Below are 23581 nucleotides of genomic sequence, written 5' to 3'. Positions count from 1 at the left end.
ACATGGAAGTTGGTGACGACCAGGCCATCCGGCGTGATGACGAAACCGGAGCCATGGCCGCCGGCGCCGCCGACACGCTCGATGCGGCAGACGGCGGGACCGATGCGGTCGACCGCGTCGGCGACGGTCGCCGAATAGGCGTCGAGCAAGGCTTCGTCGGATTGGAGTTTGGCGGCGGCGAGGGCCATGGGAAGGGCTCCGTGGTATCAGGCGCAAGGATGATTATATGTGCGGAGCGGCCCGTTCGGCCGCGACCTGACCAGATGGCCAGTCGCGCGGCCGACTGGCCATGAGGCGAGTACCGGCCGGCGTCCTGTCGAGCGATATCTGGGTAATCGCAAACCCAGGAGAACAATGATGAGCGACTTCAATTTGAGCGCATTTTCCGACGCAATCGCCGATCTCGCGGCAGCGGCCGCGCCGGCGACGGCGAGCCTTGCAACCCATCATCATCGGACAGCGAGCGCCTTCCACTGGCGCGACGGCTATTTCGTCACCGCCGAGGAAGTCGTGGAGGCGGGCGAGGAGATCGAACTGACGCTGGCTTCGGGCGAGACGGTCAAGGCCGAGCTTGTCGGCCGCGATCCCTCGACCGGCGTTGCCCTGCTGAAGCCCGCCGGCGCGGCAGGCACGGCCTCACTCGCCAAGGCGGATGCGGTGCGGCCTGGTAATGTCGCCGTCGCCATCGGCAACAGCGACGGCGCAGCACTTGCCGTGTTCGGTTCGGTCGGCGAGGTCGGTCCGGCCTGGCGCTCGATGCGCGGCGGGACGATCGACCGGCGCATCAATCTCGCCGTCAACGCCGGCTCACGCTTCGAGGGTGGACCCGTGCTCGATGCCAGGGGCGGGCTGATCGGCATGCTCCTGTTCGGGCCGCGCCGGCGGGCACTGGTCATGCCTTACGAGACGATCGAGCGGGCGGTGGCGACGCTGCGCGAGAAGGGCCACGTCGCGCGCGGTTATCTCGGCGCCGGCCTGCATCCGGTCCACAACAGCGACACCCACGGCGCGATGGTGATGAGCCTCGACGACAACGGTCCGGCCAAGGCCGCCGGCCTGCATCTCGGCGACATAATCGTGGCATGGAACGGCGAAGCGGTGCAGGGTCCGCGTGACCTGATCCGCAAGCTCGGACCGGACAGCGCCGGGGCGTCGGTGACGCTCGGCGTCGTGCGCGGCGGCGAGGCGCGCGATGTTGCCGTGACCATCGGCGAGAAGCCGCTGAGCTGAGGGCATGATGGCGGTCGCGGCGATAGCAAACCACAGGAAGGCGGATCAGGCCGCCGCGGAGCGGCGGCTGACCGTGCTGATCGCGCTCGGCAACGCCGCGCGGGCCGAGCAACTGTCCGAGGCGCTCGCCGCAACCGGCGATCTGCTGCCGGTCATGGCCGGGAACCGATCAGGACAGGCCGTGGATGTCGCCATCATCGACGAGGATGGCCTGGAGGGCAGGGCGATCGATGCTGCGCTGCCCAGGGTGTTGCTGTCGCGGCGTCCCGGCCATGAACAGCCCGCCGACAGCGTGCTTGCCGTGCTGCCCGCTTCGTCCGACGAATTGCTGATCGCCGCTGCCGCGCGGCTTGCAGCCGCCGGCTACCGCATTTCGGGCTCTGACCGGCCGCTGACCGGTCGGCACGACGACCTCTCCTTCCATGACGGCGACCCGTTCGAAGAGGAGCCGGGAGACACGAACGCTGCCCGGCCAACGCTTTCGCCGCGCGAGGCGGAAGTGCTGGCGCTGCTTGCCGAAGGCGCGCCCAACAAGGTGATCGCCCGGCGCCTCGGCATTTCCGTGCACACGGCGAAGTTCCATGTCGCGGCGATCCTGATCAAGCTCGGCGCCGCCAATCGCACCGATGCGATCGCCATTGCCATGCGGCAGGGACTGGTTCTGGTCTGAGGGCCTATTGATATTCCGGTGAGGCCGGCCTGCGAATGGTGGCGTCCTGCGCTTCCGGTGCTCACGCCTCGCCTCGTTTCTGGACCCGACGCAGCGTAACCCGCTCGCGGCGGGTCGGGCCTTGCGCTCTGGTCGCCTGCCGCGCAAAGGTTCGCGCCTGCGATGTAGTCAAGGAAGCGGAGGAAAGATGTCGCTCAAGGGAAAGACGCTGTTCATCTCCGGCGGATCGCGTGGCATCGGGCTGGCGATCGCGCTGCGCGCGGCGCGCGACGGCGCCAATGTGACGATCGCCGCCAAGACCGCCGAGCCACATCCGAAGCTGCCGGGCACGATCTACACCGCTGCCGAGGAGATCGAGCAGGCCGGCGGCAAGGCGCTGCCGGTGCTCTGCGACATACGCGAAGAGGCGCAGGTCGCCGAGGCCGTCGCGAGAACCGTCGAGCGGTTCGGCGGCATCGATATCTGCGTCAACAACGCCAGCGCCGTCCAGCTCACCGGCACGCTGGAGACCGACATGAAGCGCTACGATCTGATGCACCAGATCAACACGCGCGGCACTTTCCTGGTTTCCAAAATGTGCATTCCGCACCTGAAGTTGGCAAAGAACCCTCACATCCTGAATCTGGCGCCGCCGCTCGACATGAAGGCCAAATGGTTCAAGAACCACGTCGCCTACACAATGGCCAAGTTCGGCATGTCGATGTGCACGCTGGGCATGAGCGCGGAGTTCGCCAGGGACGGCATCGCCGTCAACTCGCTGTGGCCGATCTCGACCATCGACACAGCCGCGGTACGCAACCTGCTCGGCGGCGCGGCAGTGGCGGCGATGAGCCGTTCGCCCGACATCATGGCCGACGCCGCGCATGCGATCTTCCTGCGCCCGTCGCGCGAAGCGACCGGAAATTTCTACATCGACGAGGAGGTGTTGTGCGCCGAGGGCGTCAGCGATTTTTCCGTCTACGCGCCCGGCGCGACAGGGCCGCTCGCCGGCGACTTCTTCGTGCCGGACGAGGTGTTTGCCCGCACGGAAAGCAAGATCAAAACTATCTACTGAGGGGCAGCGGGCGAGGCCTCAGTCCTCAACCTTCTTGCCTTTGGCCAAACCCATCAGCCGGTCGATATAGGCCAGCATCAGCGCCGAGAGGACGAAGGCGAGGTGGATGATGGTCAGCCACATCAGCTGGTCTGTCGTGTAGGAGACGGAATTCAGGAAGACCTGCAGCAGGTGGATCGACGAGATGGCGACGATGGTCGAGGCCACCTTGACCTTGAGCGAGCCGACATCGATCGTTCCCAGCCAGTGCACCTTGCCGTCATTCTCGTCGAAGCGGCTGACGAAATTCTCGTAGCCGGAGATGATCACCATCACCACCAGCGAGGCGACCAGGGCGGCGTCAATCAGGCCGAGCATCTTCAGGATCGTATCGGTGTCGCCGAGCGTCAGGGCGTTGAAAGCGAACTCGTAGAGCTTCTTGCCGAACGACACCGCGTAGATGGCGAGCGCAAGGCCGAGCCCGATATAGAAAACGACCAGCAGCCAGCGTGTGGCGAGAATGATCGATTCGATGGCGAGTTCGAGGCGTTTCATGCGCTGTTCCGCTCCTGCTTTCAGTGGCGTTTTTTCAGGCAACCCGCAGTTGTTTGCAAGGCCAAAACAAAACCCCGCCGGAAGGGACCGGCGGGGCTCATGTGTCCCGCTGGAGTCGGGACAGGGCAGGGAACGCCCTGTCGAGAATCTGGGTACATCAATCCGACAATTCAATGAAGCCGGCCGAATCGGGGCTCAATTCTCCTTGAGCGTCAAACCCGTGGCGCGTTGCCCATCCCGGCCAAACCGGGATGGGCTCCTGTTGTCACCCTGATTCCAGAAGCCGTCTTATGCTTCTGGAACAGCTCGTTAATTCTCGCTGCTGGCCACCGGCGCCACCAGCGAGGTGATGCGGCGGATGGCGACGCGGCGGTTCTCACGGTTCGGCCCTGAGGTGTCGACCTTGAGATACTCCTCGCCATAGCCCTGCGTGGTCAGGTTCTCGGGCGGGATGCCGAAGGCGTTGGTAAGCGCCTCGGCGACCGCTTCGGCGCGCCGATCCGACAGAGCGAGGTTCGCTTCCGGCGTGCCGACGGCGTCGGTGTGGCCTTCGATCAGGAAGGTCTCGGCCGGGTTCTTCTTCAGCAGCTTCTCCATGGCGTTGGCGACGCCGTCGAGCTTCTGCACCTCCTCATCGGAGATCGAGGCCGAACCGAACTCGAAGTTCAGCGTGTCAAGGTCGACGCGGCGGGCGATGTCGCGCACACGGGCCGAGCGCTTGACCTCGTCGATCGAGTAGAGGCGCTGGACCTTCTCCACCGGCGGCTGCTCGAGGAAGGTGTAGTAGTCGCCTTCATCCTCGACATCCTCCGAATCCAGGATGTAGTCCCGGCGCGGGATGTTGAGCCGCATCGGCGGCAGGTCGTCGCCGGGATCGCGCCAGTCGCCATCGTCCTCATAGTTCCGTTCGTCGACATAGCTCAGGATATATTCGCGCCCTTCCGGCGTGATGCGCGAGCGCTGGATGACGTCGCCGTAACGATTGCGGATGGTGACGATCTGAATGCCGTTGTCGCGTTCGACGATTTCGCGCCTGCGACCGCCCGAGAGGTCCTCGTAGTAGACATTCCTAGCGCCGCGGTGCATGCGTGGGGCGTCGTTGCTTTCGACGATCGTCTGGTTGTTGAACTGCAGGATGACACGATCGCCGAGTTCCCTGAGGACGTTGACGCCTTGCGGGCGCTGGCGGTCGCGGACGTTCTCATCGGGCGCTACCTCGACGCGTTTGCCCTTTTCCTCCGTCACCGGAACGATCTTCTCGGGCTTGATCTCTTGCTGGGCCGACTTGTCGTCGGTGGGCGGGGGTCCCTGGTCGACCGGAGCCGGCTTCGGTGCCTGCGCCTGCTCGCCATTCTGCTGGGCGGGCTGGTTGCTCAGCTCACCATTCGCATTCTCGCCTCCCTGTTGGCCGTTTTGGTTCTTGCCCTTGCGTTTGCGCAGGACATCCTTCTGGCTGTCGAGGATGGGGGCCGCGTTCTTGTCAGCCTGGGCTTCGCCCTCGGCCGCCGGATTTTCGCCCTGTGCCGGCTGTTCGCCAGTCACGGTCTGCCCGCCATTGGCTGGTTGTTCGGCCGTCGATGGCTGCTGTTCTCCAGTGGCCGGCTGCTCGCCCGTCACCGGCTGTTCGCCAATGGTCTTCTTGCCGCGCTTTTTCTTGTCCAGAGGCTGATCGCCCTGGGCGGGAGCCGCCTGCTGCTCTGTGGGCTGAGGAAGCGGTTCGGCCTGCGGGACAGGTTCGCCGGCGGGTGCCGCCTGTTTGGCCGGCGCCTGCTCGGCGGGCGCAGCCTCTATCTGCTGATCCTGCTTGCGCTTCTTCTTGCGCAGGTTGTCCTGGCGGTTGTTGTCGTTTGCCGGGGCGACCTGTTCGGCCGGCTGCTCGGCGGGTGCTGCCTCGATCTGCTGCTGGTCGCGCTTTTTCCTGCGCGGCTTGATCGGCTGCTCGTCATTTGCCGGAGCTGCCTGCTCGGCGGGCTGTTCGGCAGGCGCGGCCTCGATCTGCTGTTGCAGTTCGCGCTTCTTCTTGCGCGGCATGACCGGCTGCTCGTCGTTTGCCGGAGCTGCCTGCTCAGCTGGCTGCTCGGCCGGTGCCGCTTCGATCTGCTGTTGCTGGTTGCGCTTCTTCCTGCGCGGCTGCTGCTCTTCGACGGCAGGTGCTGCCTGTTCGGCCGGCGCCTGTTCCGTTTGCTGCTGTTGCTGTTCGGCCTTGCGCTTGCGCGGCTTCTGTTCCTGCTCGGGAGCGGCCTGCTCGGCCGGCGCGGATTCGGTTTGCTGCTGCTGCTCGCGCTTCTTTTTCTTGGGCTGTTCCGGTTCAGCCTGCTGGTTCTGCGCGCAGGCCTCGGCCGATTCGCCCTCGGCGCAGCTCGCTTGCGCCAGAATCAATGGCGCTGCGGCATGCTGCGCGGGGCCGAAAACGGCACCACCCTGCAGCGGGTACGCGCCCAACGGCGCGGATGCCATCAACAGGCCGATCGCCGTGCCTGCCAGAATCCGTGGTTGGCGTTTCATCTCAAATTCTCCTTATGGGGTCCCATCCCTGCCCAAACTTGCATCATCCGGATTGGTTCCGGCGCATGGGCATTAGCGGCAACGAAGGACGATTGACCGGCGTTTTGAAGGCAACTTCGTGTTTTTCATATGATGCATGTCTCATTTATGCCACTGCCGCGCTTGACCTCGGCGCCGGCCGGGGCCACATCCGCGCAATGGGTGCGCCATTCTGGAAAACCAAGACGCTCGAGGCGATGACGCCGGCCGAGTGGGAATCGCTTTGCGACGGCTGCGGCAAATGCTGTCTGTCGAAGCTGGAGGACGAGGATACCGGCGAAATCTACTGGACGAGCGTCGGTTGCCGGCTGTTCGACGCCGAAAGCTGCCGCTGTGCCGACTATGCCAACAGGCTGGCGCGGGTTCCGGACTGTGTCGGGCTGACGCCGCAGAATGTGCGCACCATCCGCTGGCTGCCCAGGACCTGCGCCTATAGGTTGATCGCGGAGGGGCATGACCTCTACTGGTGGCACAGGCTGGTTTCGGGAAGCGCCGAAACCGTGCACGAGGCCGGCATCTCGATCCGCGGACGGGTCAAGGCCAGCGAGACCGACCTTGCCGGGCCGGACGACTATTTCGACTATATGCTCGACGACGAACCCTGACGGGTTCGCTGACGAACCCTGATGGTTCGCATCTTGATGACGAACCCGGATGGTTTGCATCTTGACCGGCCTTGAACCGATTTTCGCCGCAAACCGGTAGGAAATACCACGCGCCGGAGCGGCCTCGGCCGGAACCGGCGGGGCCGTGGGGCGTTTGGGGTCCGGCCGCCCGCAACCGATGACTTGCCAGATGAACCGAAGATGAATGGACGGTTCGCAGACAGTTCAGACAGGCAGGCGCATTCTCGCACCATCGGTTCACCAGACGGGCGAGAGCCCTCAACAAGGAGAGAAGACAATGCTCAACACCATCAAGACGGCAGCCCTTTCGGCGCTTGTCGGCCTCGGCGCGCTTACCGCCATCCCCGCCGCCCATGCTGACAGCCTCTACCTCGGCTTCGGCAACAACCAGGATCCGCGCTTCGGCGTCTATAGCGGTGACGACGACGATGGCTATCGCCGTGATCGCGAGTGGCGCCGCCGCGGCTGTTCGCCGGACCGCGCGCTGGACAAGGCCGAGCGCATGGGCCTGCACCGCGTCCGCATCGTCGACATCGACCGCCGCACGGTCAAGGTCGCGGGCCGCCAGTACGGCGATCGCGTGGTGGTGGTGTTCGCCAACGTGCGCGGCTGCCCGATCATCTATCGCTGAGGAACACAAGCCGGCCCCGGCTTGAACGCCTAGCAGAGCCCCTTTCCGCCAGGGCGGAAGGGTGCGGCTCAAGAAGAACCCCGGAGGACTGGTCCTCCGGGGTTTTTCATGCGCGGCAGGCGCCGGTCGCAACCGGCCGGATCCTGCGTCCGGCCCCGCCGGCGCAGGCCGGCCGGACCACGCTCACTTCAGTTCGAAGGTGACGGTAACCTGCACGGCGTAAGAATTCTCGCCCGCCTGCACCGGGACCGACGCGCCCGCGGCATCGAAGGCCTTGGCGTTGATCGGCATCGGCGGCGGCGCGATGTTCTGGTCGGTGATCTCCAGGACCCGCCCCAGGTTGACCCTGGCGGCGTCGGCAAGCGTCTTGGCTTTGGCCATGGCATCGGCGACCGCCTTCTTGCGAGCCTCGGTGACGGCGGCGGACGGGTCTTCGTTGGAGAAGGTGATGCCACCGCCCTGGTTGACACCGAGCGACACCGCCTTGTCGAGGATGTCGCCGGTCTTGTCGATGTCACGGATGCGCACCGAAAGCGTGTTGGTCACCTGGTAGGCGACCAGTTCGGCCTCCTGGCTGCCGTCCGGCTTGTTGGTGTAGTTGTAGCGCGGATTGATCTGGATGCCCGCCGTCTGCAGGTCGCGGTCCTTGATGCCGGCCGATTTCATCGCCGCGATAACCGCGGCCATGGCGTCGTTGTTGGCGTCGAGCGCGGCGCGCGCGGTCTTGGCCTCGCGCATGACGCTGAGCGTCAACAGCGCGAGATCGGGGGCGACGGTCGCCTGGCCTTCGCCCGACACGACGATGCGGGGCGTGGCTTGCGAATCGGCGGCGCCAGCCACCGCCGGGAAGGCGATGGCTGCAGCAAGCGCCAGCGGCATGAGGGGCAAAAGATGTCTGGTCATGAAAATCTCCTCGGTCTGCGAACCAGTCGCATCTGGCAACTAGAGCGCGAATATGGGCTGATTTGGGCGATCGCTGCCAGCCCGCCCGGAAAGCCTTGTGCCGATGAAGGAAAAACACTAAGCCAGCCGCGTGGGGCCTGTAGCTCAATGGTTAGAGCCGGCGGCTCATAACCGCTTGGTTGGGGGTTCGAGTCCCTCCGGGCCCACCATAACCATTGTTTTTATTCACAAAAAGTGCCCTCGGCCCAAAACGTTTTGGGCCCATTATGGGCCCAAAGCAGGACCGTGGTCCCGGTTTGTTCCGACTCGATTTGATTATCTGACGATGCGGAGGTTTGCCCGCCGCTTCATGGCGTCGCGTTTGGCCTCGCGCTCGTTGATGGCACGAGCAATATCAACCGCGATCCGCTTCTTATTGGCCTCACGCACATACTCATCTGTTACCGTCATGGAGGAATGACCCATCGCCTCCATGATGGCGCGCGCCTGGATGTTGCATTCAGCGAGGTAGGTGCCGAAGGTGCGGCGCAGGCCATGAAGCGTGTAGCCGCTTGGAATTCCCGCCTGCCGCGTCCAGTGCTGCATCATGCCGGTCAGGCTCTTTTCCGAGAATGACCTGCCATAGGCGTTCTTTAAGACCGTGCCGCCTCTCGAGCGATCGAGCAGGTCCAAGGCCGTTGCTAGTTTGTCTACGACTGGAATGAACATCTCCCGCCCGCCATGGCGGTTGCGGTTCTTCTTCTGGCGGAAATCAAAGGCCTCGATTAGCACCAGCGAGCCGTCGAACAGTTCGATCTCTTCGGTTAAAAGATCGTCCCACTCAAGAGCAGCGATATCGCCGCGCCGATTTCCAAGCCAGAACCCCAGTGCATAGCAGGTGCGCGCGGCTGTACCGATGGGGTGTCGCTCCTCGAACTTTTCGCGCATCGCAATTGGCCAAGCTGGGTTCTTGGTCGATTTGGGCACCCGCACGCGGATAGATAGCGACGGATCATCCTGCGGCTTGATCCATTTTTCGACATCGGTCGCGACCCATAGAAGCTTCTTGATGGCGACCAACGTGTGTTTGGCGACTGTGCGGTTCGTCCTGAAGATGCCTTCAATGATGGCGCGAAGCCGATCCGCGTCGAGATGTTCAACAGGAGTATTGCGCCAGGTGAGTGGGTAGTTGGGATCGACCGGCAGGTTGAGAAAACGCTCAATCAGTCGCGCATTCTTCTGCTGCGTGGCTTCATCAAAGCCCAACCACTCCATTGTCGTTTCAAGCCGGCGCGCGGCATGACCAAAGGTTTTTGGCAGTGCCCGACCGGGCAAATCGACGATAACTGCCTTCTTGCCTTGACCCTGCGTGGCCTTCTCGTAAGCCGCCTCGAACTCGGGATCGCCGGGCTTACCGGGAAGGCGGATTTCAGGCATGCCCTTTGCGCGGTAGCGATAGATTAGCTTGCCGTTCTTGAGGCGCGAAGATACCCCAGGGTAACGGGCATCCTTAAATGGCCGAGCCATCAAATGCTCCTTTCAGTCCGGGGGACCCTTTCAGACTCGCCCGTAGCGAAAGGGTTTTGCTTTTGATGGCAACGCGCAGGAGCACCGGGTAACGAAACCCTCTTCCTTGCTCTATGCCTTCAAAGGTGCGCCTCGGTATTCCCAGTACCTTGGCCGCGGCTTCGGCAGTAAACCCTTCCTTTGCCCGCCATGCTTTCACGTCTTGCGCAAGTTTCTCATTCTCGTTCACATCATGCCTTCCGCACGGGCTATCATCGTACTACGCCTGCAGCGTATACGCAACGAGCGTAGTTGCTATCTTTTTTCCACGCCCCGTTTGCTTCGTTCCAACAGCTCTTGAAGGCCGCTGTCTTTGTCCGGCAACGAGGTGAAAGCGATATCCAAGGCTACACGATCCCAGACAGCGCGGCTATTGATGCGCTTGGGCTTTGGCATACGCCCATCGGCAACCATCTCGTCAAAAAGCGTCGATCCGACACCGATGTAACGAGCTGCTTCCTCACGAGATAGCCCTCGTGGGGGATACGAGATTGCGTCACTCTTCATGGACGCTGCCTCGGTCCTGATACTCCGGGCGGGTTGGTGTCGAAGCACAAAGCCGCATCCTAGTTGCCATTTCGCTGCGAGCAGATCGTGTTGGGCTAAAATAAGAAGAGCCTCGTTAAGCGGAAGCGGCCTGACTAGCTCGTGCGGCGTAAACTGGTAGCAACGTGTGGACTGTGGATCACGGGAGGAGAGCGTTTCTAAGCGGACTCGTGGGGCAAGTCGGTGGACGGCTACATTGCATTGTGCACGACCGGGGCTAACCACCTGCGACATCCCGCTGGCCCTCTTGCGCACCCTCCCTCAGTGTCGAAATCGGAGCCGTTATCCCGAGGACCGTCGAAAAACCGCCGTCGCAGAGTTGCCACTCTTTGGTGCTGAAACCGATATTTCTAATCATATCGGTTTTAACTCATCGCTCAAACTTTAGATGGAGCAAGGCAATTTCGGCTCGTCGATCGAAGTCGACGAGGGCGCCGCACAACGATTGGCAGCTTTGCGCCAGGAGTGGCGATCAGCGAGCCACTACTCAGACGTCCCGTTTGGGCCGACAGTAGGCGGTCGGGTCTTGGCGAATGAAGATACGAAAGCAGCCGGTCACCGACGTGCTTCGCATGGCGTCCGGCTTCTCTGTTAGGATGTGTTTGAAAGACGATCGCTGCATGGTCCAAGTTTCGCCCTCGACACCAGCTCTCGATCTGGACATTAAGAAAAGTCCGCAGTGTTCGGAAGAATTCCGAACTCTACGGCCGCATCGTCAACGACATTGCGCCTGATCTGATGAGAGACAGGTACACTTTCAAGGACTTGTCGGATTTCGAATACAGGGCTCGCGACGAATCGATCGGGCGGGCGTACATGGGGCACATCTATTGGACGGAGATGCTGTACCGGGCGCATATGGCTTCGGTCGCATCGGTGTTCCGTACGTCCAGGTGGATCAAGGTGGCGGTCCGCGAACATGAGGCGGGAAGTCTATATGGCTGCGCGTCGGCGTGTAGAAGCCTGATCGAATCCGCAGGCGATATAAACCACAGCCTGGGACCAGTGGCCCGGACGCTCGCCTACAACAAGGATGCGATACGAGCCGAGATTTCGGGTCAGGCTGGGGAGCCCATGCTGTCCGCTAAGGAGTTGGAAGACACGCTGATACACTTCACGCATGCCCGGAAGGTGCTGAAGACCGAAAAGACACCGGCAGTCGCAAGGCGATGCAGACCTTCCAGTACGTCGACCACGTGGATGGAATGAAGATTCCCGGCATAAAGCCGTTCCTACGCGAAACTTTGCGAGATCGGTCACCCGGCTGCCGACTCCGTGTCGGTGACCTTCGTTGCCAATGCCGGAGCCTGGATCGTAGACCCCGGCAACGAGATCGTCGTTCTCAAGGCGTTGCTCGCTGAACGGCAAGATACTCTCTCGGGCGTGCTAATGGCGTCGTTCAATGCCCCGCTCTTAATCCTAAGAACCCTTCACGCGTTCGATCTTTTCACGAGGCTGCGTAAGTACCATTTCGATGAAATTCCTGAGTGGAAGAAGATCCAAACCGCGCTGCGATCGTAGGCCATGAGCGGATCGAAAGACGTTCCGCCTTTCGACACGCATGGCGTGGATATTCGGTCTGCTAATCCTTCGAACACTTGCGTTCGGGCCCTCACGTCTCGCATAACTGCCATCACGAGGGGGAGGATTCGATGGTCGAGCAGGTCATTCAGGTCGCGGTGCACGACCTGAAGAGGAATTCCGAGAGTTTTGAAACGGTGTCGGGTAACGCGCACCTCAAGGTCTCGGAAACGGTGGAGCGCGTGGTCGGCGAGCTGCACGCCATGTATGCGAGCCGCGCCTCGAAGTCTCACGGGCGCTTCGCGGCAAGCTCCGACAACTATCCGGCACAGACCTATCTTGACGAGTTCCGGAAGGGCGACTTCAAGGACTTCGCCACGCTCACGGCCAAGCTGATGACGACACTGACCGTTCAGGCGCGCCGAAAGCCCGGGGCGACGGGCGGTCACGTCCTTTTCGCGCATCTCGAGAAGGACGAGCAACGGTTTCTGCTAGTGGCGATCATCAACGACAAGCTCGGTGCGGCGCTCACCAAAAGCTTTGACATCGCGTCAGTCGAACACCTCGACCTCGACGGCTTCCGCTTCGCCGGCCGGATCAACATGACGGCATGGACTAACTCGGCGGACCGTTACATCGGCTTCCTAAAGGGCAAGGGGAACGTCGCCGAGTACTTCAAGGAGTTCCTCGGTTGCGACAGCACCGTTCAGGACCTCGAGGATACCAGGACACTGGTGCGCGTGCTGAACGGTTTCGCCGAGCCGGCGAAGGGCTTCGTGAAGGACAAGCAAGCTTTCCTGCAGAAGGCGTACGACATCTGCCAGCGATACATCCGGGACAACGAGCCTTTGGATCTCGAGACATTCTCCAACGAGCTCTTTCCAGAGAACCCGAAAGAACTCGCCAAATCGCTCGGAGATCCGGATGTCGGACTTGGCGACGGCTTCGTTCCGAAGAAGCGAGCGCTGTCGCCGATGGTGAAGTTCTCCGCGAAGACGCGGCTCTGGTCGGTCGAATTCAATCGGCAAGCCCTTACCGACGGCAAGATCGTCTATAACGACGACAAGAAGACCCTGACCTTCACCGAACTCCCTCCCGACCTGATCGAAAGACTGGAACACGATCAGGAGTAGCGTAGCCTCATGATCACGTTCGACCAGCTGATAGCACTCTACCGCAACACGGAGTTCTCGAAAGATGGCTCCGCGGGAAAGTTGACGGTCCGCGATTACAGCATTGTGGAAACGCTGAAGCAGATTGAAAGCGATGAGAAGGCTTTCGACGACGCGGCATTCACGGTCGACTCAGCGTCGGCGGTCGTCATAGGCGCGACAGTTAGCGTCGAAATCGGCGCTCCACGCACAGGACTTGGCTTCCTCGCGCTCACCCTCGACCGGCTGCTCGAGAACCGTCGCAACCGCATAGCCGAGCCGGAGCGCTATTACCTGATCGAGGAGAGGTTCGCCTACAACGATACCGTCGTTCCCGACGCCGTCGCGCGCTACCGGAACGCATTGCGCCTGGTCCGCACCTTAAAAGAGGCGGCTGCGTTTCTCGACCCGTACCAGGCGGAGATGCTGTTCCTCGGCTCGATCCGGCTGATGGTCCGTGTAGACTTCAGGTCATCGGACCTTGTCTCCGTAAACTCCATACTGGTCGACGAGTTCGAGAACTTCGTCATGCAGAAGGTGCACAAGGACCAGAAGGCTGCGATCGTTGCTACCACGCTCATCGAGACGTGTCGCACCCATCCCGAAGGCGAGCGCTTCAGGTACCTTCTTCGACACTTTCGGGACTTCGTCACAAAGTGCGAGGACAGCTATAGGCTGTTCGCGTCGGAGTTCTCGTACGACAAGATCCGGGGGAAGGCGGAAGAGGCCATCGCGGACTACACCGGTAAGATCCATAAGACATTCCATGACATCCAGAACCAGATAATGGGCATTCCCGTCGCGAGTGTGATCATCGCCACGCAGCTCAAGCCCGCAACTCAATGCGACGTGAATTTCTGGGCAAACCTCGCCATCTCGCTCGGTGCAACGCTGTTCGTTGCCCTCCTGGCGTTTGCCATCGTCAACCAGCTGCTGACGCTGTCGACGATAGACGACGATCTGACCCGACAGAAGACCAAGCTGAAGGGCGATTACTCGGTCGTCGCCGCGGAGTTCCTCCCTCTTTATCGCAAGCTGGAAAACCGGATTACACTTCACCGATTCGTCCTTGGCATCATCCTTGTCGTCTGCGGGCTCGGGGCGCTACTCACCTGGCGCATTTATTTCCAGCTGACAACTCTGATGCCGTGGGCGTGCTGAGAGCGCCGTTCGGGTCACGCCATAGAAGCGAGATTCGTTCGATTGGGGCACTATGGGCCATGTGGTTCACTCGAACGGACTGCCCGCTTTCGGTGAAGGCAAACTCTGCCTGAACGGCCGATTAGAGGCGCGGTGCTGCCGGACAACTTGGCGTGGCCGCGACACGCAAGGTGAGGTTTTTGGGGCGCCTCCCTCATGCGCGCGCTTGGAAGGCTTCGTCTTGAAATACAGCCAGTTGAGAAACGCGTCGGCGTCCGTGAAATCAGCGCCACCGATGCGCCTCCGCAGCGCGTCGATGGTAGCGCACAATTGCGTGTATCGTTCGGCCGACAGCGTTGCGACAGTTGGACTTCGAGGCGCGCCAATGCCGATCGCCGCTAGGGCGCCGGAGGTATTGCCGTTGAAGACAGCGTACCGCTTCGGGGCGAAGGTGCAGAGAATCGCCGTGATCATATTCACGCCCACGCCAGGAATACCGAGCGCTAGCTGACGCATCTGCTCGTAACCCCGTTCTGGCGCGAGTTTGGCTGCCTTCCTGCCCGCGGCGAACAGTGTGATCGTCTTCTTGGGATGATCGAGTGCCGCCGACCCTCGTCGATGAATGTCGCCGGAATGCCAGAGATGTTGATAAGGCTCTCTTGAAGAAATCAGATTGCTTAGATTCTCTGCGAAGACGCTCCTCATTTCCTTCGAAATCCTCGGCGCGTTGCCGAGATCCGCGATCAATTGCTGAACCTTCAATGCCTTGTCCCGATCGGTCCGGCGCTTCGCCAGCGCGGAACGTTCGGTCTTGTCTGCGCGGTACTGGCGGAGGAAGCCATTCAAGCGCCGCAGATCGAACTGTGCGGCGAAGTTGTCTTCGAGCTCTTTCTCAAGTTTGCGTCGCAATCGCTCGGCGTCTTTGTGTCGCGAGGCATATTGCCCAAGCACCAGGTCATCGAGTTCTTGGAAGCTGCCGCTCTCACGAAAATCGGCAAAGGTGACTTTCAGATCCGACGACAGTTGTTCGTCCGAGTTCACGGTCGCCAGGATTGAAATTTCATCGTTTGTTGTCAGGGCGCCGGTCGTGAGGTTCGCTGACCCGATCAGACACCGAACCTGGCCTTCGCTTCGTCCGACATAGGACTTCGGGTGAAAGGTTGCGGTCTTGCCGTTTGCAAGAAACATTTCGAAGGCCCCGAACCGCTTCTTTATTGCGAGCAAATGCGCGAGCGCCTTTGGCTCGGTGATGTAGAAATCAGTACCGAGGAAAGCTTCAATTTTAGCGCCCTGCTTCAGGCGTGCCTCTAGGAGCAGCCCGATGATCCGTGCGCCACCCTCTTTTAGGAAGGCGACGGCGATGCTGATCTGCTCAGCGCCCTCCAAAACATGGGCGACAGCGGTCCGATGATCATCGGACGCCTTGTTCTGGATGAGTCGCATGCCGGTACATCCCCCTCAATGGCAGAATCCGCCGTCTCGAGAATAGCGGCTACCGTCCGATTTACCGCCATCTAATAGATATCCGTGTGCGTCAATTGCAACGATGTTCGAGATGTCCGCCGACAATTGTAACGAAACCTCGGATAGACTGCCGGCAGCTCACGAGCCAGGTAACAGACGACGGCTTTCGGGAACGGATGGGGGCACTTTATACGACCGATATGGCGCATTGCAGCCCGTCATTCTTGGGGCCGATAGCGGACTGGAAGCTTCGGGCCTCGGATCTTCCATAACGGACCTTCAATTCGGTGCGAGTATCTTCGTGACGTGACCCGAAGCAGACGCTTCAACAGGCCTGCTTTCGGGCCAACCGGCTAGAAAGTTCTACCTTGAACTCTGAGTGAATTCCCCGACTTTCCTGAAACACGACCTTCGCCCTGCCTGCGCAGATGGGCGATCGAGCCATATTGGCCAGCTTGGCGCTAGCCAAGCTGCGATTTATTTTCTCGAGTTTGAAACGGATCTCTGTTAACTGATAAGGGATTCGGAGAATCTCATGTCGAATCAGACCGTCGCAAGCCTATTTTCGGGAATTGGTGGATTCGAGGTGGGTTTCGCCAAAGCGGGCCTAAAGACGTCCCTGATGTGCGAAAAGGATTCTGCGGCACAGGCCGTCTTGCGAAGCCGCTTTCCGGAGATCAGTCTTGTCGACGATGTCACGGCCATGCCTCGTCTCCCCAAGTGCGACGCCCTTGTCGGTGGCTGGCCTTGCCAGGATCTCAGTCAAGCTGGACGGATGGCTGGTTTGGACGGCAGCCAGTCCGGGCTGGTGTCGCACGTGTTCAGGTTGCTCGACGCTACACCGAAGAAGCCGAATACTATAGTTCTCGAAAACGTTGCGTTCTCCCTAAATCTGCAGAAGGGCAAGGCAGTACGGTACGTTACCGCCGAGCTAGCCGAACGCGGCTACCGCTGGGCGTACCGCGTGCTGGACACTCGGGAATTTGGGCTTCCGCATCGACGCCGGCGCATTTTCATCGTCGGCATGTTGGAGGGTGACCCCGGAAACCTCCTCTTCGACGGTATCGACCGCGTAGCGCCCGCAAGCGATTGGGCGGCCAACATCGGATTTTACTGGACTGAGGGCAATCGTGGCGTGGGTTGGACCCCTGATGCAGTACCACCCCTAAAAGGGGGCTCCGGCCTAAGCATACCTTCACCGCCTGCTATTTGGACGGTGGAAACTGGACTGTTTCAGACGCCTGGCATCGAGGATGCGGAACGCCTTCAAGGTTTCCCCGCTGGCTGGACGGCGGCTGCCCGCGACACCAATAAGGGCGAGCGCGGGCGCTGGCGCCTTGTTGGCAACGCTGTGAGCGTGCCTGTGGCGACCTGGGTCGGACAACGTCTGGTGGCCTCGGAAGCCCACAGCCTTGCCTATCAGGAACACGGTACCGAGACGCTTTCCCAGCACAACGCGGCGTGGGGTGGCCCTAAGCAGACTTCACGCTACATACCTGGGGCGGGTGAAGGACCGGCAGACGAACGCCGCGTCTCGATCGCGAGCTTTGGCTTGAACGATGCACAGACATTATCCGTCCGCGCCGCCGAGGGATTTCTTCGCCGCTACATGAAGAGTGGGCTAACTAAGAACCAAGACTTCGCGCGAGCACTGGCGACCCACTGCGGTCTCGAAGAAGTACCCGCCTAAACGCGGCGGTAGTGCTGCCTTGTCTTGTAGCGCTCAAGCCCCTTAATGAGCGAGACCATGAAGATCCTTGTCCGTCGAAACTTCTCGGTAATGTCCTGAGTGCTGAATTGGGAACCGACGGTCTCGAACGTCTCGGCGCCATGAGCAAGTGTGTTGCGCATCTGTCTTATAAGGACCAGGTCGGAACCGCCGAGGCAAGATCGCGGTGGTCGCCATCGGCTTTCGATCCGCGCGACGAAGCGTAGCAATTCCTCGTTGTCGACATTTCCGGAAAACGGCAGACGGCGCAGGTCTGATTTCCAGTCCACGACCCCAGGCGCGAACCTGGCCACGTCGCGGATGAGGCTGTCGTGGTTGGCGCCCTGGGTGAGCCGGTCGCGGAAGTGAGCTCGGGCTATCTCTTCCTGCCAGTAGTCTTTCAGAGCCATAAAGCCGCCACCGCCTGCCAGGATCTCCTGTCGCAGCCCTACCAACGCCTCTCGGGAACCGAACTCTATGCAGTTGTACATCATGATGAAGGCGGAGGCGCGGGACGCCGTGATCGCCGCCGTTGCGCGGTAGAAACTGCGGCCGGGTATGTTGTAAACACGCTCCAGCGACTGCAGAGACTTTAGGTACTCGGACACGTCCTGCGCGCGGACGCGAAAGCGTCCCTCAACGCTCATACGGACGGCCGAGCAGGCTGTCGCGGACGTATTCGATACGCCCCCGGAGCTTCGGAGCACTGTTGCTGGCGTCCGTCCGCACCAGCTCCTCGAACTGCTTCGACCGCAGCCATGCATCCGATGGCGGCCTTAAGGCCGGATCGCTCCGTAAGGCGAGCGCCGTTCCAACGGCAATGGCTTCGAAGCGGACACGAGGAACGCGTTTCCCTCCATCCGGCCGATAGAAGGCCTTCGGATAGTACATGCGGATAAACTGCATTGTCCGCTCGAATTCGGCGCCCATCTCCGAGAGCCGCGCTTCGTCAGTGGACTTGTTCAGCTTGTCCATGTTGGAGTCGAGGAATTTCCTGACATCGTGGCGGAACGCCAGGTAGCGGTCGCAGTAGATGAAAAAGCGCGTGACTAGCTCTTGACGCTCGCTGCGAGCGTCGACGCCCTTGGCCATATGGGGCGTCAAGCTCTTAAAGAGGTCTGATGCAGCCCTTTCAATCACCAGATCGAGGAAGGCACCGCGGTAAACGCCTTTCCGTATTTCGGCGTCTTCAAGTCGCTTTCCTGATGTGTTGAGGCGCCTGAACAGCTCAACACGGGTGCTTTCGTCGGTTCCCTGGTCCAAGACGAACGAACGTATTGGCGTGTTGTTGAGACGCCGCTGCACCGAGGGCGGCAAATCGGCGAAATGATATCCGTTCAGTATGTCTAGCTTCTCGAGACCTCTCAGCGCGAACCCATCCCGCAAATATCGTACTAGGCTTCGGATCCGTTGCGAGCCGTCAACGATCTCCAAGCGCCCCTCGACGTCATAGAGGAATACCGGAGGAACTGGGACCCTGAGGATGAGGCTCTCGATGAAATAGGAGCTTTGCTCCTCGTTCCAAGCGAGGCTTCGCTGATACTCCGGAACGTAGATGTCCCCTTCCGTCTCGGCCTCATCGCGAAATTTCGAAACCACCAGTTCGACGGAAAAGTCCGTAACAACGTACCGAGCCTCCCGGCGCACATCATCGACGATCGCAGCCACTTCGTCCGGGTCTGCCAACTGCAGTAAAAGGTTCGACATAAGGTTTTGGTCCCGACAAGATGCATAGATGTCAGATTCTTGGCATGATCGCTAGCGAGGCAGAGAATCGGAACCCTGCGTCGCTCGCCCAACACTCGGCGCCGTGAGGAAAATGTCTTGACGGCTTTCGGTGAGGATGGTCAGATACTGGACGCAGAGTTCGAGGTCGAAGAAACGGCCATCGGGGTCGACATCGTGCTTCACTCGAATGGCGGCGTCTCCCGAGGCAAGCCCGCCTACAACCCGGACTATATCGCGACCCTTGAAACCATCTTAGCCCGCCTCGCGGTGCTCGGTGGCAATCTTGAGGGGGCGTGGGTCGACAGTAAGGCCCTCGCCGACCTCGACCCGAACGACCGTCGAGTTAAATTGGAGACGGCCGACTATCCCATTCGTCTATCCGACGTTTCCGATATCGGCGAACTCAGATTGCAGATCCACCGGAGCGTTTCAACGATCGGAAGGTCGGAACGTCGATCTGCCGGCACCGGCAATAAAAGTTACGACTAGCGGTATCTTTCGACATCCGCCCTTCTCTTCCGAGACTAGAACCGGCGTTGCGGGGCGGTACCGCCACCGCACAAGCCTTCATCGACTCACTTGTCGACTTTAGTACGAACGTTGATCAGCTGCCCCTACTCGCAAGCGCACCCGACCTGCAAAACCCCGAAATACGCAAAGCGGTGTGGGATTTGACGCGCGATGCTACTCCGATCATCAAGCACCGGATTAGCCGATACGTGGAACGCGGGCCGATCGGAGCAATGGTGAAGCTAACGAACAACCAGGTGTCAGGGCTGCGACGTCTTGGGTCAGGCTTGGGCCACGTTCTTCAAACCGGATGGTATGCCGTATGTCGAAGCTCACCACGTGGTGCAGGTATCGACACTCAGCGTTGATGTGCTGGGGCCGCAAAACGTCATTACGGTCTGTCCAAATCACCATCGCCAGCTTCACTTCGAGGTCACCACGGTGCTGCACCTTGGCGACGAATTCGAATTCATCCTCCCTCCGCACCTCGCGTTCCGGATTCGGAAGTTTTCCGTCTGAGACTAGCGTTAAAGCTTCGATGAAGGCGGTGTGGTTGGCTCATCCGCGCATCTATCGCCAGTCGCAATATTTGTAGGAGCGGCTCCAGGTAGTCGTTACGCTTTATCTCGCATTCCCACACCTCCACGACAGCCCAGCCCCGCGAACGAAGTGCGCCCGCAGCAGCGGCGTCACGCTCCCGATTGCGCCTAAACTTCTCCGTCCAGAACGCGACCCTGGACTTTGGCGTGGTCGCGAGATGGCAGCCCGGATGGCGATGCCAGAAACAGCCATGAACGAATACCACGACCTTTCGCCGGGGAAAAACGAGATCCGGCGTTCCCGGGAGGCCCTTAACATGAAGGCGGTATCGCAGACCGGCGGCATGAAGAGCCGATCGCACTTTCATCTCGGGCGACGTGTCCTTTTGCCGTACCGAACGCATTATCCTGCTGCGCTGTGAACTAACGGGATAATCGTCGTTGTCTATATGGTCACAGGTCATGGTTCTCAGTGCTCATTAGGGATGCAGCCGCCTGCGACGCTATAGGCGAACGTCGCAAAAACAGCTGCCTTCAGGCGCCAAAGTTGGCCGGACGCGCCATTCACGCTGAACCGTGCATTCCTTGAGGAGTCGACTCTCAGTCAAGTCTCACCGCAAGGAACGTCCCATCTAGACCGTTGAGAACTGAGAACGGTCGTTTAAGGCTCGTCACCTGCTCAGAGATTGAGCTAGCATGATCGTGGTGTTCGTCGGTAACTCGCCATGAGCCCATTCCCTGATCAAAGAAGATCGTGCCAGAGCCACGCGGCGTTCGAAATTCAAGGCGACGGCGGTGCGGCGCGGATTGGACTTGTGACACCTGCACTTTCGGCACCACCTCGACAAGCGATTGCTCCATAACCGCCGTACGCGTAACTAGGTCGGCCCAATCCCTATGCAACCACGGTCCTGTACGAGCCCCACCGCCGGTCTTGGCGGCGAGAGTCTGCACTTTGACGTTGGTGTCATAGTCGCTGAAGGCGGCGACCACTTCCGTCAGGAGACGGATGGACAGCGGATTGAACAGGTACTTGTCCGAATAGCGAATCTCCAAACACGGGGCAGAGAATACCTGCGCTAATTCCGTCGAGCGCGCGCGCAACAGCGCCCTGAGCCGGGCACCGAAACCCGCGGCTGGTCCGTCGAGCTCATCAGCAATCTCGAAAATGGCCTCACTGCCGCCGGCCGAGAGCAGGGCGGATACATCTAGCCGCTCCCGCGGCGCGGCAAGCGCCGTTGCACCTCGTACCACCGGAGCATCGGAGACAGAGCCCCAACCAATACCCACGGCCTTCGCGGATGCAGACGATGATGCCCAAGCGGTTAGCCCACGTGTCGAGACCACACCCGCCAGCCAGGCGTCGTTGTCGACTTCGTTTCGCGCTACGATGTCGACGCGTGCGCGCTGAGCCCATAGTACCACGTTCCGACGCGTGACGGCATCGGTAGCGGTCAGCGCGCTCGCGTCGACTGCGATCTGCACCCCGCGCCCGCGAGCGCCCCAGCGTTCCAGAACGGGCGCCATTTGCCAAGTCTCCAATTCCCACTCTGCAGGAGGCCCTGACATGAACACGACCAGTGTATTCGACGCATCGTCCCCAAGGCGGTCGGAGAGTGCTTGGGGGAGAGGTGCGGATTCATATTCGGTGGCAGGTCCGAACAGTCGGAAGCGCTTGGGAAGGTCCAGACTGCGTCCAATGGCGGTGAGTAGGGAATGCGCTGCCCTCCGGTCGGTGCCTTCGACCGCATGTTGGCTATCAACCGAGAGCACGCAGCGAGGGCAGGCGAATACTGCATCGGGATCGCCACAACGGCCCAACTTGCTGCAGTCCAGCAAGTCTCTAGCCTCGTTAAGTATGCCGATGGGATCACGAGCTATCGTGGCAGAGAAGCCGGCGCCTCCGCTCGCCCGGTCGAAGACAGCAGCGGTCCAATTGCGCTGGCCGGCAGGATGGATGGCGGGAGGCGCCGCAAAGCCCATCTCGTCAGCATCCACGCCGAGGCGACGCGCGGCCGCTTCTCTGATCGCCAAAGCCACCGTCAGCGCCACTTCACGGCTGGCGCAGTCGTAGAGTTGTATTTCGCAGACGTCGGTTCGAATTTCGTGACCGAGTCGTAGATGGCGCGCCACGGCATAGGGGTTGATCTCCGGCGCGCCTGTGCAGGTGCGTTCGTCGGCCGCACGGGGGCCTCCGCGAAGTGGACGGTGCCCCGCGAGGGACCCGGTGCCATCCGCTTGGTGTTCGGCTTCCGCGCGGCCACAGTGCAGGCAGACCTCGAACCCATGGCCGTGCGGACCTGGATTGAACCAGAAGACCAGACCGTCCGAGCCGGTCCGGAGGCGCCCGACGTTTGGGTCCGGGAGAGCGCGCCAAGCCAGAGTGCGCGCCGAGACCCAGGGGTCGACGAGCATTGAAGTCCCGGTGTCCGAGGGGTCATCATGAACTTCGTAGCGCGCGTCGACGGCAAAACCGGCTGGAGCGAGGAATCGCATGATCTTGAAGTCAGAGCTGCCGCAATCGGGGCAGGCGCCGGGAGACACGGCGGATGGCGCCGACAGTAACGCGCCGCAGGACTGACAATGGCGCATCTGACGAAGGCTTTGCACCTCCCGCACACCGGCCTTATCGGCGGGGCGTTTCCAATTCAGCGTGACGCCCGCGGACTCTCGCACGACACCGTCCACCACCAAGCTCCGCCCAGGCGCATACTCGAATATGGCGATGTCGCGTTGTCGGGATGGGTATCCTCGAGAACTAAAGCGGTTCTCGCCAGAGTCCTCTCGCTTGTGTCGCTCGACCCCAGTCTCCGTCACGAAGGACACCACGTCGCTCGGGAAGCCATATGACGGTAGGAATCCGCGACCGGCGAGTTCACCCAAAAGGTAATTTCCCTGGAGCCTCCGACGTTGGAAGTCCCGCGCCTTGGATACCACAGAGGTTTCGGCATCCGGCTCATCGCCCCTTAGTGCGTCCCATTCCGCGCTCAAATCCGACTGAATGCGCTCGATCGTATCCCGGACACCTTCGAAGAGGTCGGGGTCTGGTCGCACGGGGGTCCCGCGCAACACCTCCTCAAGATCCGATGTCATCGTCTTGAGACCTGCAGCGGCGGCGTCGAGCCATGCTAGGAAGCGACGCCAAGGCAAGTTATTCAGGACTTCTGCGCTGAGTCCGAGGCCGAAAAAGGCGCCATTCGTCAGTTTGTGAAGTTCGGCGCCCTGAGTGGCCAGAAAGCGCGCAAGAAGAAGGGCGTGGGCGTGACGTCGAGCGATGGTTGGGCTTTCGAGACTGACCACCGGCGCGGGCGCTTCTCGCGCCAGGAAGGCGCCGGGATCTGCGAACGCGAGTCGGTCGAGCGGTCGATCCTTGCAAATCGTCAGGCCAAGAGCGATCGGCTGACGCGCCCGTCCCGCCCGGCCGACACGCTGCCGGTAATTAGCGATCGCCGGTGGCGCATTGGTGTTTAGAACCGCCTCGATGCTTCCAATGTCAACGCCCATCTCCATGGTGGTCGAGCATCCAAGGACGTTGAC

At 61.1% G+C, this 23581-nt stretch carries 23 protein-coding genes, 1 tRNA gene and 1 pseudogene; 13 read left to right on the top strand and 12 right to left on the bottom strand.

Translation table 11 applies throughout. From position 1 onward, the window contains the following. Positions 1–188: pseudogene (locus tag EN738_RS10270) on the bottom strand (serine protease); the annotation flags it as partial. Positions 189–357: 169 nt separating this feature from the next. On the opposite strand from EN738_RS10270, the gene EN738_RS10265 reads away from it, so the two are divergent. The 3 genes from EN738_RS10265 to EN738_RS10255 all read left to right on the top strand — a co-directional run bounded on the left by EN738_RS10265 (position 358) and on the right by EN738_RS10255 (position 2954). Then, entirely contained in the window at positions 358–1230 is an 873-nt protein-coding gene (locus EN738_RS10265; RefSeq protein ID WP_127283577.1) for a S1C family serine protease, read from the top strand. A gap of 7 nt (positions 1231–1237) precedes the next feature. Beyond that, a complete protein-coding gene (locus EN738_RS10260; RefSeq protein ID WP_127283578.1) occupies positions 1238–1900 on the top strand; it encodes a helix-turn-helix transcriptional regulator in 663 nt (220 codons plus the stop codon). A 187-nt stretch (positions 1901–2087) separates the two neighbouring features. Beyond that, a complete protein-coding gene (locus tag EN738_RS10255) occupies positions 2088–2954 on the top strand; it encodes an NAD(P)-dependent oxidoreductase (RefSeq protein WP_127283576.1) in 867 nt (288 codons plus the stop codon). A gap of 18 nt (positions 2955–2972) precedes the next feature. Here EN738_RS10255 and EN738_RS10250 read toward each other — a convergent pair whose 3' ends face one another. Next, complete coding sequence (locus EN738_RS10250; protein ID WP_127283575.1) at positions 2973–3488, bottom strand: TIGR00645 family protein; 516 nt, start codon at positions 3486–3488, stop codon at positions 2973–2975. Between the two features lie 309 nt (positions 3489–3797). Beyond that, positions 3798–4733: an OmpA family protein gene (locus EN738_RS36185; RefSeq protein WP_245493377.1), complete on the bottom strand. Its 936-nt coding sequence runs from the start codon at positions 4731–4733 to the stop codon at positions 3798–3800. On the opposite strand from EN738_RS36185, the gene EN738_RS36180 reads away from it, so the two are divergent. From EN738_RS36180 to EN738_RS10235, 3 genes are all read left to right on the top strand, one after another. Continuing rightward, entirely contained in the window at positions 4662–6089 is a 1428-nt protein-coding gene (locus EN738_RS36180; RefSeq protein ID WP_245493376.1) for a hypothetical protein, read from the top strand. The genes EN738_RS36185 and EN738_RS36180 overlap by 72 nt on opposite strands. 101 nt (positions 6090–6190) lie before the next feature. Next, positions 6191–6637, top strand: coding sequence for a YcgN family cysteine cluster protein (locus EN738_RS10240; protein WP_127283573.1), 447 nt, complete (start codon positions 6191–6193; stop codon positions 6635–6637). A gap of 298 nt (positions 6638–6935) precedes the next feature. Then, positions 6936–7289 carry a hypothetical protein gene (locus EN738_RS10235; RefSeq protein WP_127283572.1) on the top strand — a complete coding sequence of 118 codons (354 nt, stop codon included), beginning with the start codon at positions 6936–6938 and terminating at the stop codon, positions 7287–7289. Between the two features lie 183 nt (positions 7290–7472). On the opposite strand, the gene EN738_RS10230 is transcribed toward EN738_RS10235, so the two are convergent. Continuing rightward, positions 7473–8192 carry an SIMPL domain-containing protein gene (locus EN738_RS10230; protein WP_127283571.1) on the bottom strand — a complete coding sequence of 240 codons (720 nt, stop codon included), beginning with the start codon at positions 8190–8192 and terminating at the stop codon, positions 7473–7475. A gap of 133 nt (positions 8193–8325) precedes the next feature. Between EN738_RS10230 and EN738_RS10225 the strand changes: the two genes are divergently transcribed. Beyond that, positions 8326–8401: transfer RNA gene (locus tag EN738_RS10225), tRNA-Ile, on the top strand. 106 nt (positions 8402–8507) lie between these two features. On the opposite strand, the gene EN738_RS10220 is transcribed toward EN738_RS10225, so the two are convergent. From EN738_RS10220 to EN738_RS10210, 3 genes are all read right to left on the bottom strand, one after another. Further along, positions 8508–9698: a site-specific integrase gene (locus tag EN738_RS10220; protein ID WP_091595079.1), complete on the bottom strand. Its 1191-nt coding sequence runs from the start codon at positions 9696–9698 to the stop codon at positions 8508–8510. Further along, positions 9682–9927 carry a helix-turn-helix domain-containing protein gene (locus EN738_RS10215; RefSeq protein ID WP_236387255.1) on the bottom strand — a complete coding sequence of 82 codons (246 nt, stop codon included), beginning with the start codon at positions 9925–9927 and terminating at the stop codon, positions 9682–9684. Before EN738_RS10215 ends, EN738_RS10220 begins: the two co-directional genes overlap by 17 nt. Positions 9928–9992: 65 nt before the next feature. Beyond that, a complete protein-coding gene (locus EN738_RS10210) occupies positions 9993–10244 on the bottom strand; it encodes a hypothetical protein (RefSeq protein WP_091595315.1) in 252 nt (83 codons plus the stop codon). 1314 nt (positions 10245–11558) lie between these two features. Here EN738_RS10210 and EN738_RS10205 point away from each other — a divergent pair. From EN738_RS10205 to EN738_RS10195, 3 genes are all read left to right on the top strand, one after another. Then, entirely contained in the window at positions 11559–11804 is a 246-nt protein-coding gene (locus EN738_RS10205) for a hypothetical protein (RefSeq protein ID WP_126034262.1), read from the top strand. 131 nt (positions 11805–11935) lie between these two features. Then, a complete protein-coding gene (locus tag EN738_RS10200; RefSeq protein WP_091595086.1) occupies positions 11936–12937 on the top strand; it encodes a nucleoid-associated protein in 1002 nt (333 codons plus the stop codon). A gap of 9 nt (positions 12938–12946) precedes the next feature. Further along, positions 12947–14116, top strand: a complete 1170-nt coding sequence (locus EN738_RS10195) for a hypothetical protein (protein ID WP_091595088.1) — start codon at positions 12947–12949, stop codon at positions 14114–14116. Between the two features lie 66 nt (positions 14117–14182). On the opposite strand, the gene EN738_RS10190 is transcribed toward EN738_RS10195, so the two are convergent. Beyond that, positions 14183–15538, bottom strand: a complete 1356-nt coding sequence (locus tag EN738_RS10190; RefSeq protein WP_091595090.1) for a hypothetical protein — start codon at positions 15536–15538, stop codon at positions 14183–14185. A 556-nt stretch (positions 15539–16094) separates the two neighbouring features. On the opposite strand from EN738_RS10190, the gene EN738_RS10185 reads away from it, so the two are divergent. Next, positions 16095–17249 carry a DNA cytosine methyltransferase gene (locus tag EN738_RS10185; protein WP_126034261.1) on the top strand — a complete coding sequence of 385 codons (1155 nt, stop codon included), beginning with the start codon at positions 16095–16097 and terminating at the stop codon, positions 17247–17249. On the opposite strand, the gene EN738_RS10180 is transcribed toward EN738_RS10185, so the two are convergent. Next, entirely contained in the window at positions 17246–17914 is a 669-nt protein-coding gene (locus EN738_RS10180; protein ID WP_091595094.1) for a hypothetical protein, read from the bottom strand. The two genes, EN738_RS10185 and EN738_RS10180, sit on opposite strands and share 4 nt — an antisense overlap. Beyond that, complete coding sequence (locus EN738_RS10175) at positions 17904–18974, bottom strand: DUF262 domain-containing protein (protein ID WP_091595096.1); 1071 nt, start codon at positions 18972–18974, stop codon at positions 17904–17906. Before EN738_RS10175 ends, EN738_RS10180 begins: the two co-directional genes overlap by 11 nt. Before the next feature lie 117 nt (positions 18975–19091). On the opposite strand from EN738_RS10175, the gene EN738_RS10170 reads away from it, so the two are divergent. Further along, positions 19092–19484 (top strand): hypothetical protein, encoded by a 393-nt coding sequence (locus tag EN738_RS10170; protein WP_126034260.1) that lies wholly within the window; start codon positions 19092–19094, stop codon positions 19482–19484. 297 nt (positions 19485–19781) lie between these two features. Then, positions 19782–20024 carry an HNH endonuclease signature motif containing protein gene (locus tag EN738_RS35405; protein ID WP_189375197.1) on the top strand — a complete coding sequence of 81 codons (243 nt, stop codon included), beginning with the start codon at positions 19782–19784 and terminating at the stop codon, positions 20022–20024. On the opposite strand, the gene EN738_RS10165 is transcribed toward EN738_RS35405, so the two are convergent. Next, positions 19975–20412, bottom strand: a complete 438-nt coding sequence (locus tag EN738_RS10165; protein ID WP_236387364.1) for a very short patch repair endonuclease — start codon at positions 20410–20412, stop codon at positions 19975–19977. The genes EN738_RS35405 and EN738_RS10165 overlap by 50 nt on opposite strands. 232 nt (positions 20413–20644) lie before the next feature. Next, a partial coding sequence (locus EN738_RS10160) for a Zn-binding domain-containing protein (RefSeq protein ID WP_127283570.1) occupies positions 20645–23581 on the bottom strand: 2937 nt, incomplete at its 5' end.

The sequence above is a fragment of the Mesorhizobium sp. M4B.F.Ca.ET.017.02.2.1 genome, assembly GCF_003998955.1.
Classification (GTDB): Bacteria; Pseudomonadota; Alphaproteobacteria; order Rhizobiales; family Rhizobiaceae; genus Mesorhizobium; species Mesorhizobium abyssinicae.
This window is presented reverse-complemented; position numbering and strand designations above follow the sequence as displayed.

What these genes read in the sequence shown, in the direction of transcription:
- EN738_RS10240 (WP_127283573.1), top strand. Translation starts at nt 6,191, where the DNA reads ATGGGTGCGCCATTCTGGAAAACCAAGACGCTCGAGGCGATGACGCCG.
- EN738_RS10175 (WP_091595096.1), bottom strand. Translation starts at nt 18,974, where the DNA reads ATGTCGAACCTTTTACTGCAGTTGGCAGACCCGGACGAAGTGGCTGCG.
- EN738_RS10195 (WP_091595088.1), top strand. Translation starts at nt 12,947, where the DNA reads ATGATCACGTTCGACCAGCTGATAGCACTCTACCGCAACACGGAGTTC.
- EN738_RS10185 (WP_126034261.1), top strand. Translation starts at nt 16,095, where the DNA reads ATGTCGAATCAGACCGTCGCAAGCCTATTTTCGGGAATTGGTGGATTC.
- EN738_RS10165 (WP_236387364.1), bottom strand. Translation starts at nt 20,412, where the DNA reads ATGAAAGTGCGATCGGCTCTTCATGCCGCCGGTCTGCGATACCGCCTT.
- EN738_RS10180 (WP_091595094.1), bottom strand. Translation starts at nt 17,914, where the DNA reads ATGAGCGTTGAGGGACGCTTTCGCGTCCGCGCGCAGGACGTGTCCGAG.
- EN738_RS10265 (WP_127283577.1), top strand. Translation starts at nt 358, where the DNA reads ATGAGCGACTTCAATTTGAGCGCATTTTCCGACGCAATCGCCGATCTC.
- EN738_RS10230 (WP_127283571.1), bottom strand. Translation starts at nt 8,192, where the DNA reads ATGACCAGACATCTTTTGCCCCTCATGCCGCTGGCGCTTGCTGCAGCC.
- EN738_RS10190 (WP_091595090.1), bottom strand. Translation starts at nt 15,538, where the DNA reads ATGCGACTCATCCAGAACAAGGCGTCCGATGATCATCGGACCGCTGTC.
- EN738_RS10235 (WP_127283572.1), top strand. Translation starts at nt 6,936, where the DNA reads ATGCTCAACACCATCAAGACGGCAGCCCTTTCGGCGCTTGTCGGCCTC.
- EN738_RS10255 (WP_127283576.1), top strand. Translation starts at nt 2,088, where the DNA reads ATGTCGCTCAAGGGAAAGACGCTGTTCATCTCCGGCGGATCGCGTGGC.
- EN738_RS10210 (WP_091595315.1), bottom strand. Translation starts at nt 10,244, where the DNA reads ATGAAGAGTGACGCAATCTCGTATCCCCCACGAGGGCTATCTCGTGAG.
- EN738_RS10220 (WP_091595079.1), bottom strand. Translation starts at nt 9,698, where the DNA reads ATGGCTCGGCCATTTAAGGATGCCCGTTACCCTGGGGTATCTTCGCGC.
- EN738_RS10200 (WP_091595086.1), top strand. Translation starts at nt 11,936, where the DNA reads ATGGTCGAGCAGGTCATTCAGGTCGCGGTGCACGACCTGAAGAGGAAT.
- EN738_RS10260 (WP_127283578.1), top strand. Translation starts at nt 1,238, where the DNA reads ATGGCGGTCGCGGCGATAGCAAACCACAGGAAGGCGGATCAGGCCGCC.
- EN738_RS10250 (WP_127283575.1), bottom strand. Translation starts at nt 3,488, where the DNA reads ATGAAACGCCTCGAACTCGCCATCGAATCGATCATTCTCGCCACACGC.